This window comes from Streptomyces sp. NPDC060209, from assembly GCF_042728155.1.
Classification (GTDB): domain Bacteria; phylum Actinomycetota; class Actinomycetes; order Streptomycetales; family Streptomycetaceae; genus Streptomyces.
On record NZ_JBHWZS010000300.1, the window covers coordinates 1 to 10,657 of the forward strand.

The 10,657-nt window shown below is 71.1% G+C and carries 8 protein-coding genes; 2 read left to right on the top strand and 6 right to left on the bottom strand.

Annotated features, from left to right (window positions below; genetic code table 11):
- Window positions 1-33 precede the first annotated feature (33 nt).
- Window positions 34-612 carry a dienelactone hydrolase family protein gene (locus ACFWFI_RS35540; RefSeq protein WP_387398557.1) on the bottom strand — a complete coding sequence of 193 codons (579 nt, stop codon included), beginning with the start codon at window positions 610-612 and terminating at the stop codon, window positions 34-36.
- A gap of 37 nt (window positions 613-649) precedes the next feature.
- Between ACFWFI_RS35540 and ACFWFI_RS35545 the strand changes: the two genes are divergently transcribed.
- A complete protein-coding gene (locus tag ACFWFI_RS35545) occupies window positions 650-1,792 on the top strand; it encodes a mechanosensitive ion channel family protein (RefSeq protein ID WP_387398559.1) in 1,143 nt (380 codons plus the stop codon).
- A 24-nt stretch (window positions 1,793-1,816) separates the two neighbouring features.
- Here ACFWFI_RS35545 and ACFWFI_RS35550 read toward each other — a convergent pair whose 3' ends face one another.
- The 5 genes from ACFWFI_RS35550 to ACFWFI_RS35570 all read right to left on the bottom strand — a co-directional run bounded on the left by ACFWFI_RS35550 (window position 1,817) and on the right by ACFWFI_RS35570 (window position 6,569).
- Complete coding sequence (locus tag ACFWFI_RS35550; RefSeq protein ID WP_387398561.1) at window positions 1,817-3,403, bottom strand: Na+/H+ antiporter; 1,587 nt, start codon at window positions 3,401-3,403, stop codon at window positions 1,817-1,819.
- A gap of 112 nt (window positions 3,404-3,515) precedes the next feature.
- Entirely contained in the window at window positions 3,516-3,992 is a 477-nt protein-coding gene (locus ACFWFI_RS35555) for a GNAT family N-acetyltransferase (protein WP_387398563.1), read from the bottom strand.
- A complete protein-coding gene (locus tag ACFWFI_RS35560; protein ID WP_387398565.1) occupies window positions 3,989-4,930 on the bottom strand; it encodes an RluA family pseudouridine synthase in 942 nt (313 codons plus the stop codon). The genes ACFWFI_RS35555 and ACFWFI_RS35560 overlap by 4 nt, the downstream gene beginning before the upstream one ends.
- Before the next feature lie 23 nt (window positions 4,931-4,953).
- Window positions 4,954-5,568, bottom strand: coding sequence for a signal peptidase II (gene lspA, locus ACFWFI_RS35565; protein WP_387398567.1), 615 nt, complete (start codon window positions 5,566-5,568; stop codon window positions 4,954-4,956).
- 239 nt (window positions 5,569-5,807) lie between these two features.
- Window positions 5,808-6,569 carry a TraR/DksA family transcriptional regulator gene (locus ACFWFI_RS35570; protein ID WP_387398569.1) on the bottom strand — a complete coding sequence of 254 codons (762 nt, stop codon included), beginning with the start codon at window positions 6,567-6,569 and terminating at the stop codon, window positions 5,808-5,810.
- 576 nt (window positions 6,570-7,145) lie between these two features.
- Between ACFWFI_RS35570 and ileS the strand changes: the two genes are divergently transcribed.
- Window positions 7,146-10,295, top strand: a complete 3,150-nt coding sequence (gene ileS, locus ACFWFI_RS35575; RefSeq protein ID WP_387398571.1) for an isoleucine--tRNA ligase — start codon at window positions 7,146-7,148, stop codon at window positions 10,293-10,295.
- The last annotated feature ends 362 nt before the right edge of the window (window positions 10,296-10,657 follow it).

Below are 10,657 nucleotides of genomic sequence, written 5' to 3' on the forward strand. Positions count from 1 at the left end.
GCGCGGCCCTTTCCCGTGGCCGCTGTCCCGTGACTACAGCGTGGCGAGGAAGCCCAGCGAGACCTTCCAGGCCAGCTCGGCCGCGTCCTGGTCGAAGTCGGGCAGCTGCGGATCGGTGAAGAGGTGGCCGGCGCCCGGGTAGCGGTAGACCTCGACGTCCGCGCCGGTCCGCTGCATCTGGAGGTACCAGCTGGTCAGCCAGTCGTGCGACTCGAACGGGTCGGGGTCGGCCACATGCAGCTGTACGGGCAGTTCGTCCACCGAGGCGTTCTCGGCGATGTCCGACGTGCCGTGGAGCAGCAGCAGCCCGCGGGCGTTCGCGTCGCCGAGCGCGAGGGTCTGCGCGACCGACGCCCCGAAGGAGAATCCCGCGTAGACGAGGCCCTGGTCGGAGTAGGGCGCGGCGGCCAGGACGGCGCGCTTGAGCAGCTCGTCCTTGCCCACCTGCTCCTTGAAGGCCATTCCCTCCTCGACGGTGTCAAAGGTGTGCCCCTCGAAGAGATCGGGCACGCGCACCTCGTGCCCGGCCGCACGCAGCCGGTCGGCAGCCGCGTGCACAGCGGGCCGCAGACCAAAGGTCGAGTGGAAAAGCATGATGTTCATGAGGCCCATGTTGCCAGCTGTGCCCCGACGCTTGGAGGACGAGGGAATGGAGAACGTACTGACGCCGCTGCTGGTGGTGGGCGGATCCCTGTTGATCACGCTGGTCATGGGCTGGCTGGTCGATGTGCTGCTGCGCCGCGCCGACAGCCGTCACCACGAGACGCCGCTGTGGGGCCTGCTCCGGCTCTGCCGGCCCCCCCTGCAAGTGGTGCTCTGCACCGCGCTGCTGAGGGCCAGCTTCGACCAGATCCGGCTCGACGTGGTGCGGGACCACCGGGCGGGGATCGGCCAGGTCCTGACCCTGGTTCTGATCGCGGCGTCGGCCTGGCTGGTGATCCGCGTCGCGGCCACCGTCGTGCAGTCCTCGTACGCCCGCTACGCGACGTCGTCCCGCGATCCCGCCCGTGTCCGACGGGTCCGGACGCAGGTCACGCTGATCCAGCGCGTGGTCACCGCCGTGGTGGCGACGGTCGCGATCGCCGCGATGCTGCTCACCTTCCCGGCGATGCGCACGGTCGGCACCTCGATGCTGGCCTCGGCCGGTGTGATCGGCATCGTCGCCGGTGTCGCCGCCCAGTCCACCCTCGGCAATCTCTTCGCCGGGTTCCAGATCGCCTTCGGCGACATGGTCCGGATCGGCGACACCGTGGTGGTGGACGGCGAGTGGGGCACGGTGGAGGAGATCACACTGACCTTCCTCACCGTACGGACCTGGGACGAGCGGCGGATCACGATGCCGGTGTCCTACTTCACCAGCAGGCCGTTCGAGAACTGGTCACGCGGCGGGGCGCAGATGGCGGGCACGGTCTTCTTCCAGCTCGACCACTCGGCACCGATCGCCGCGATGCGCGACCGGCTGCGCGACGTCCTCGGCGATTGCGCGGCCTGGGACGGCCGCGACTGGTCCCTGGCCGTCACGGACACCACCCCCACGACCATCGAGGTGCGGGCGGTGGTCACCGCGAAGGACGCGGACGACATCTGGACGGTGCGCTGCGCCGTGCGGGAGCAGATGATCGGCTGGCTCCGTGACCACCACCCGTACGCGCTGCCCCGGATCGTGACGTCTCCCGCGGCGCTGCCGCCGGGCGACCACTGGCGCGAGCTGACAGGCGCGGACACCGGCCGGATCCCCGCCAACGGCCAGGTGCCGACCCCGGAAAAGGCCCCTCGCACCGGGCGCGGCTGAACCGCCGCGGGCGGGCGGGAGCCGTCAGCGCAGGCTGTGTACGTCCAGGAAGCGCAGCACCCGGTCGACCACCTCCGGGTCCGAGCCCGGCTCGCTTCGGGCGGCGAGGACCGCGTGGCGGGCGGCCGACATCATCTCGCGCTGGATCCGGCCGATCTCCTTGAACCGCTCGGCGCGCTGCGCGTACGCCTCCCGCCGTTCCTCGTCGACCATGTCGGGACTGATCCGCGCCCCGATGTCGTACGCCGCGCGCTGCAGCCGCTCCAGGACCTCCTCCGGGAGCTCCTCGGTGTTCTGCACCTCCTTGAGCCGGGTCTTGGCCGCCGCGGCGGCCCGGAGCGCGAGGTCGCGCTCCAGGGCCTGTTCGGCGTCGGTGTCCGCCCGGACGCCGAGCTTGCGTACGAGCCACGGCAGGGTCAGGCCCTGGATGACGAGGGTGGCCATGATGACGGCGAAGGCGATGAAGACGATCTCGTCCCGTCCGGGGAACGGCTTGCCGTCGTCCGTCTCCAGCGGGATCGCCAGCGCCAGCGCGACGGAGGCCACTCCGCGCATTCCGGCCCACCACATGATGACGGTCTCGCGCCAGCTGGTGGGGATCTCCTCGCTGTAGTCGCGGCGGGTGTGCAGCCGCTTGGCGAGCCAGGTCGCGGGCAGCAGCCACAGGAGGCGTACGCCGACGACGACCGCGACGACGGCGAGCCCCCAGCCCAGCAGACGCAGTTCGCGTCCGTCGGCCGTGCCGAAGACGTTGTGCAGTTCGAGGCCGATCAGGCCGAAGGCGACGCCGGTAACGAGGGTGTCGACGATCTCCCAGAAGGACCGGCCGGTGAGCCGCCCGAGGACGTCGTCGGCGTCGGCGGTGTGCTCGGCGAGGAAGAGCGCCGTGGTGAGGACGGCGAGCACGCCCGAGCCCATCAGCTCCTCGGCGAGGACGTAACTGACGAACGGCACGAGCAGGGTAAGGCCGACCTGGAGGGTGGCGTCGCCCAGGAACCCCATCAGTTTGATGGTGAGCCAGCCGAGCACCAGGCCGACCACCACGGCCACCACCGCGGAGAGGACGAGCAGCCCGAACGCGGCGGGCAGGGAGAAGGTGCCGCTGACGGCGGCGGCGATCGCGACGTGGTAGAGGACGATGGCCGTGACGTCGTTGAACAGCCCCTCGCCCTCCAGGATCGACACGAGCCGGCGCGGCAGTCCGACCGATCCGGCCACGGCCGTCGCCGCGACCGGATCGGGCGGCGCGACGAGCGCGCCCAGGGCCACCGCCGCGGCGATGGGCAGGCCGGGCACTATCGCGTGGGCGACCGTGGCCACGGCGGCCGTCGTGACGAAGACGAGGGCGACGGCAAGCAGGAAGATCGGCCGCCTGTTGGCGGCGAACTGCCGCCAGGAGGTGCGCTGCACGGAGGCGTAGAGCAACGGCGGCAGGACGGCGGGGAGGATGAACTCCGGTGGGATGTCCACGTCGGGGACGAAGCTGGCGAACGCCATGACGATCCCGGCGAGGGTCATGAGGATCGGTGCCGGGAGACGCAGGCGCTCACCCAGCGGGACCGTGACCACCGCTCCGAGCAGGAGCAGGAGCAGCAGTGCCATCTGGTCCACGTTGTGCCTTCCGCAGCGCGCCGGGCCTCCGGGGCCCGTTGATCAGCCGGTCAGGGCTCCCAGCGTGCCACGTGGGACCGGCGGACCTGTGGCACTCCCGTGCGGGCCGCGGTCAGAGCGTGCGGCGCATGGCCCGGTGCGGCATCCCGGCGTCCGGGAACTCGGGGCCGTACGCCGTGTAGCCGAGCCGCTCGTAGAAGCCGAGCGCGTGCGTCTGGGCGTGCAGGTCCACGGCGGCGAGGCCCAGTGCGCGGGCCTCGTCCTCCAGGGCGCGGACCAGCGCGGCCCCGACGCCCAGCCCACGGGCCTCGCGGGTCACGGCGAGCCGGCCGAGGGACCCGACGGCGTGGTCGCCACCTGTCTTCCCCGCAGCGGCTTCACCGTGCAGCAGCCGTCCCGTGCCGAGCGCGGAGCCGTCCGCGGCCACTGCGACGACATGCACCGCGGTGGCGTCATGGGCGTCGTACTCGATCTCCTCGGACACCTGCTGCTCACCGACGAAGACGTCCTTGCGGACCTGGAAGCATGCAGCGAGGTCGCTCTCGTCGAGAGCCCTGCGGGTGCTGTACGGGGCTGCTCCGGGGGTCATTCGCTCTCCGCCACGATCGTTTCGAGGGCCAGGCGCAGGTCGTCCGGGTAGCTGCTCTCGAATTCGACCCAGCTGCCGTCGGCCGGGTGCTCGAAGCCGAGCCGGACCGCGTGCAGCCACTGCCGGGTCAGGCCGAGGCGCTTGGCCAGCGTGGGGTCGGCGCCGTAGGTCAGGTCGCCGACGCAGGGGTGACGGTGCGCGGACATGTGCACGCGGATCTGGTGCGTGCGCCCGGTCTCCAGCTTGATGTCGAGCAGGCTGGCGGAGCGGTAGGCCTCGATGAGGTCGTAGTGCGTGACGGAGGGCTTGCCCTCGGCGGTGACGGCCCACTTGTAGTCGTGCTGCGGGTGGCGGCCGATGGGGGCGTCGATGGTGCCGCTCATCGGGTCCGGGTGGCCCTGCACCAGCGCGTGGTACTTCTTCTCGACGACCCGGTCGCGGAACTGTGCCTTGAGCAGCGTGTAGGCCCGCTCGGACTTGGCCACGACCATCAGGCCGGAGGTGCCGACGTCCAGCCGGTGCACGATGCCCTGACGCTCGGCGGCGCCCGACGTCGAGATGCGGTAGCCGGCAGCGGCGAGCCCGCCGATGACGGTGGTGCCGGTCCAGCCGGGGCTGGGGTGGGCGGCGACGCCGACCGGCTTCATGATGACGACTATGTCGTCGTCGTCATGGACGATCTCCATGCCCTCGACGGGCTCGGCGACGATCTGGACCGGAGCGGCGGCCTGCGGCATCTCCACTTCCAGCCAGGCACCGCCGTGCACCCGCTCGGACTTCCCGGCCACCGCGCCGTCCACCTGCACCTTCCCGGCAGCGGCCAGCTCGGCGGCCTTGGTGCGGGAGAAACCGAACATCCGGGAGATGGCGGCGTCGACACGCTCGCCTTCCAGGCCGTCGGGTACGGGCAGGGTGCGGACCTCGGGATACGTACTCACCAGTCGAGTATGCCTTGCGCCCACTAGTCCTTGTGCACGGTGCCGTCCGGGTCCAGGCCCTTGAAGGAAAGGATCACGATGAGGATTCCGCCGCACACGATGGCGGAGTCGGCGAGGTTGAAGACTGCGAAGTGCGCCGGAGCGATGAAATCGACGACCGCGCCCTTGAAGACGCCCGGCGCGCGGAAGATCCGGTCGGTGAGGTTGCCGAGCGCTCCGCCGAGCAGCAGGCCCAGGGCGATGGCCCAGGGCAGGCTGTAGAGCTTGCGCGCCAGCCGGATGATCACGATGATCACGACGGCCGCGATGGCCGTGAAGATCACGGTGAACGCCTCGCCGATCCCGAACGCGGCACCCGCGTTGCGGATCGCGTCGAACTTCAGCCAGTCACCGAAGATCTCGATGGGCTCCTCGTGCTCCAGCTTCGCGACCACGATCATCTTGCTGATCAGGTCCAGCAGGTAGGCGAGGACGGCCACCCCGAGGAGTACCAGGATCTTCTTCCTGCCCCGGCCGCTGCCGGTGTCGTCGCTCCCGGCCCGGGTCGAGCCCTCGGAGGGCTGCTGGGGCTCGGCCCCGTCGGCCCCCTCGGCATCGGGAATGTCCGGCGTACCGATGATGCGCTCCGCCTCTGCCACGTGAGTCCCTCAACCCTAGGTACCTGACTGAGGACGAGGGTACGACACACCCCGGTGGTCAGGGGCCTCAGGCCCCGTGCTGCCCCGGGGCTCCTCCGGCTCCGGGTCCCCCGTCGGATCCGGGAGCACGGAGCCTCCCGTCCGGATCCGGACCGACCGGGACCGACGGAACCGGTCGGTCCGGCCCCGGAGGGAGGAAGGAACCGGAGGCCCTGGGGTCTTTCGGCGAACGAGAGGCCCTAGCCGCGCCGCTCCTGCTTCTGCTTGTCCTCCACGCAGAGCGTGGCCCGGGGAAAGGCCTGCATCCGCGCCTTGCCGATCGGCTTCCCGCAGACCTCGCAGAGCCCGTAGGTCCCCGCGTCGAGCCTCGCGAGGGCCCGCTCGGTCTGGTCCAGGGTCTCCTGGGCGTGGGCCGCCAGGGACAGCTCGTGCTCACGGGTGATGTTCTTCGTGCCGGTGTCCGCGTCGTCGTCGCCCGCCCCGTCCCCGGAGTCGCGCATCAAGCCGGCCAGCGCCTCGCCCGACGCCTCCAGCTCGGTGCGCAGCCGCAGGACCTCTCCGGTCAGCCCGGTCCGCGCCTCGTCGACCTCCTCCGGGGTCCAGGGGTCCTCCCCCGGCCTGACCGCCAGGTCTGCGGGCGCCGTCGCCACGCCTGCCCTGGCCGGGGGGACCGCTGTCGCGGTGCCCTCTCCGACAGCCGTGGTCCGGGCCGCGCTCTTCTTGGCTACCACCGTGTGGACTCCTGTCTGCTCGGCGGCCTGAGCCGCCCCCGTGGCCTTCTTCGACGCCTTCTTGGCCGCGCTCTTCTTCGCGGCGGCCGTCTTCTTCCCGGCGGCCGACTTCTTGGCGGCGGCCGACTTCTTCGCCGTCTTCCTGACCGGCTTCTCCCGGCCCGCCTCCGGACCGGCCTCCTCGCCGGTGCTCCCGGTCTCCTCCTCGGCAGCCGCAGCCTTGGATCTCGCGGACGCCGTTCTCGATACGGCGGTCTTCTTCGCCACCATGGCCGCGGCCCCTTCACATATTGTGATCTTGCACGCGAATCGTGCTGGGACGATAAATCGACCCCAGCCCCGCGGCAACGGGGCACGCCGCCGGTTCGCCCCTCCCCACGGCCTGGCGGTGGCGCGCCTGCAACCGTTGTGCCCAGCTCCCCGCGCTGTAATCCGCCCCCGCGCGCTCTCCGGGACTCCGTTCCGTCCCGACTGGCCATTCGGGTGCAAGCCCCTCTCGTGCGCCGGTGGGGTCAAAACCGGTCGGCCGTCGCGCGTGAGGGCCCGTACACTGGCCGCAGCGAGAGGCATGGATGGGACGAGTAGCGTCGTACGCAGCCAGGAGCGACCCGGGGACGGTGGAAGCCCGGGGGCGAGCGCGCCGTGAAGATCACCCCGGAGTCGCCGGAAGAACGCTTTGGACAGTGGGTTCCGCCCACGGGTCAAGGCCACTAGAACCGGCATCGCGACCCCAATGAGGGGGCCACGGGCTCACGCCCGGGGCCAAGGAGGGTGGTACCGCGGGAGCTGATCCGGCTCTCGTCCCTCCGACGGAAGTGGAAGACGTCCGCCGGAGGAAGCCCGCTCATGACATCGCCGCAGTACCGCCAGGTACCCGCCCAGGTCGACCTGCCCGCCCTCGAGCACGCCGTGCTCGACTTCTGGAGCGACAGCAAGGTCTTCGCCAAGAGCCTCGAACAGTCCGAGGGCCGCCCCGAGTGGGTCTTCTACGAGGGCCCGCCGACCGCCAACGGCATGCCCGGGGCCCACCACATCGAGGCCCGCGTCTTCAAGGACGTCTTCCCGCGCTTCCGCACCATGCAGGGCTACCACGTCGGCCGCAAGGCCGGCTGGGACTGTCACGGCCTGCCGGTCGAGCTCGCGGTGGAGAAGGAGCTGGGCTTCAGCGGCAAGAAGGACATCGAGGCCTACGGCATCGCCGAGTTCAACGCGAAGTGCCGCGAGTCCGTCACCCGGCACACCGACGCGTTCTCCGAGCTCACGACCCGCATGGGCTACTGGGTCGACCTCGACGACGCCTACCGCACGATGGACCCGGAGTACGTCGACTCCGTGTGGTGGTCGCTGAAGGAGATCTTCAACAAGGACCTGCTGGTCCAGGACCACCGCGTCGCCCCCTGGTGCCCGCGCTGCGGCACCGGCCTCTCGGACCACGAGCTCGCCCAGGGGTACGAGACGGTCGTCGACCCCTCGGTCTTCGTACGCTTCCCGCTGACGAGCGGACCGCTGGCCGGCGAGGCCGCGCTGCTCGTCTGGACGACGACCCCCTGGACCCTGGTCTCCAACACCGCCGTCGCCGCGCACCCCGACGTCACCTACGTCGTCGTGACGGACGGCGCGGAGAAGCTGGTCGTGGCCCGGCCTCTGGTCGAGAAGGCGCTCGGCGAGGGCTGGGAGCTCACCGGCGAGTCCTTCACCGGCCGCGAGATGGAGCGCTGGACGTACGAACGCCCCTTCCAGCTCGTCGAGTTCCCGAGCGAGGCGCACTTCGTCGTCAACGCCGAGTACGTCACGACCGAGGACGGCACGGGTCTGGTCCACCAGTCCCCCGCGTTCGGCGCCGACGACCTCCTCGTCTGCCGCTCGTACGGCCTTCCCGTGGTGAACCCGGTCCGCCCCGACGGCACCTTCGAGGAGGACCTCCCGCTGGTCGGCGGCGTCTTCTTCAAGAAGGCCGACGAGGCCCTCACCGAGGACCTGGACGCACGCGGCAAGCTCTTCCGCCACGTCCCCTACGAGCACAGCTACCCGCACTGCTGGCGCTGCCACACGGCCCTGCTGTACTACGCGCAGCCGTCCTGGTACATCCGCACGACGGCGGTCAAGGACCGGCTGCTCCAGGAGAACGAGAAGACCAACTGGTTCCCGGAGTCCGTCAAGAACGGGCGCTTCGGCGACTGGCTGAACAACAACGTCGACTGGGCGCTGTCCCGCAACCGCTACTGGGGCACCCCGCTGCCCATCTGGCGCTGCGAGGACGACCACCTGACGTGTGTCGGCTCCCGCGCCGAGCTCTCCGGGCTCACCGGCCGCGACCAGTCCGAGCTGGACCCGCACCGCCCGTTCATCGACGAGATCACGTTCACCTGCTCGCACGAGAACTGCCAGCTGGAGGCGTACCGCGTCCCGGAGGTCATCGACGCCTGGTACGACTCGGGTTCGATGCCGTTCGCACAGTGGGGCTACCCGTACAAGAACAAGGAGATCTTCGAGAGCCGTTACCCGGCGCAGTTCATCTCGGAGGCCATCGACCAGACACGCGGCTGGTTCTACACGCTGATGGCCGTGGGGACGCTCGTCTTCGACAGGTCCAGCTACGAGAACGTGGTCTGCCTGGGCCACATCCTCGCCGAGGACGGCCGGAAGATGTCCAAGCACCTGGGCAACACCCTCCAGCCGATCCCGCTGATGGACCAGCACGGCGCCGACGCGGTCCGCTGGTTCATGGCGGCGGGCGGCTCCCCGTGGGCCGCGCGCCGCGTGGGTCACGGCACGATCCAGGAAGTCGTCCGCAAGACGCTCCTCACCTACTGGAACACGGTGGCCTTCCAGGCCCTGTACGCCCGTACGTCGGCCTGGGCGCCGTCCGCGGCCGACCCGGCCCCCGCCGACCGCACGGTCCTGGACCGCTGGCTGCTGGGCGAGCTCGGCACCCTGGTCGACGAGGTCACCAAGGCTCTGGAGGGGTACGACACCCAGCGCGCCGGCAAGCTGCTCTCGGCGTTCGTCGACGACCTGTCCAACTGGTACGTCCGCCGCTCGCGCCGCCGCTTCTGGCAGGGCGACAAGGCCGCGCTCCGCACGCTGCACGAGGTCGTGGAGACGGTCACGCGGCTGATGGCCCCGCTGACCCCGTTCATCACGGAGCGGGTCTGGCAGGACCTGGTCGTCCCGGTCACCCCGGGCGCCCCGGAGTCGGTCCACCTGTCCGACTGGCCGAAGGCGGACCCGGCCTCGATCGACCCGGCGCTCTCCTCGCAGATGGCGCTGGTTCGCCGCCTGGTGGAGCTGGGCCGGGCCACGCGTGCCGAGTCGGGGGTCAAGACCCGGCAGCCGCTGTCGCGGGCCCTGGTCGCGGCCTCGGGCTTCGAGTCGCTCACCCCCGAGCTGCGCGCCCAGATCACGGAGGAGCTGAACGTCTCCTCCCTGGCCTCCCTCTCGGAGGTCGGCGGCTCGCTGGTCGACACCACGGCGAAGGCGAACTTCCGCGCGCTGGGCAAGCGGTTCGGCAAGGGCGTCCAGGCGGTGGCCAAGGCCGTCGCGAACGCCGATGCCGCCGCGCTGAGCCTGGCGCTGCGCGAGGGCACGGCCTCGGTGGAGGTCGACGGCGAGCAGGTCACCCTGGCCCCCGACGAGGTCATCATCACGGAGACCCCGCGCGAAGGCTGGTCCGTGGCGTCCGACTCGGGCGCGACGGTCGCCCTGGACCTGGAGATCACCCCGGAGCTGCGGGCCGCGGGACTGGCCCGTGACGCGATCCGGCTGATCCAGGAGGCACGCAAGAACAGCGGCCTGGACGTGGCGGACCGGATCGCGGTCCGCTGGACGTCGGCGTCGCCCGCGACGGCCGAGGCCCTGACCGCGCACGCCGGACTGATCGCGGACGAGGTCCTGGCCCTGGACTACGCGCAGGGCGAGGCGGACGAGACGTACGGCACCCCGTTCGAGGACGAGGGCCTGGCCCTGACGTTCCGCCTCCGCAAGACGGAGCAGTGAACCGGTAACCCGGATCACACCTGAAGGGCCCGGCCGGACACGTTCCGGCCGGGCCCTTCGCCGTTCCAGCCCGTCCGGCCATGCCCCTGCCGCCCCTCAAGGGCACCCGTCCGGCCCTTGAGCTCCCAGGCCGCAGGTGCCTCCCAGCACCCCGCCTTCACCCTTCAAGCCCCTCCGGCGATCGATGAGCGGGGCCCGGGGCGGAGCCTCGGTCGCGGGAAGGGTGGGGCCTCCCCTGCTCGAACGGAGTCGAGAGCCTGGGGATAGGTAGGGGAACGGCCCGCCGCAGACCCCCCGCTCACCCGGGTCCCGCCCCCAACGGCCACACCCACGGCAAAGGGCCGGGCCCCGGGGAAAACCCC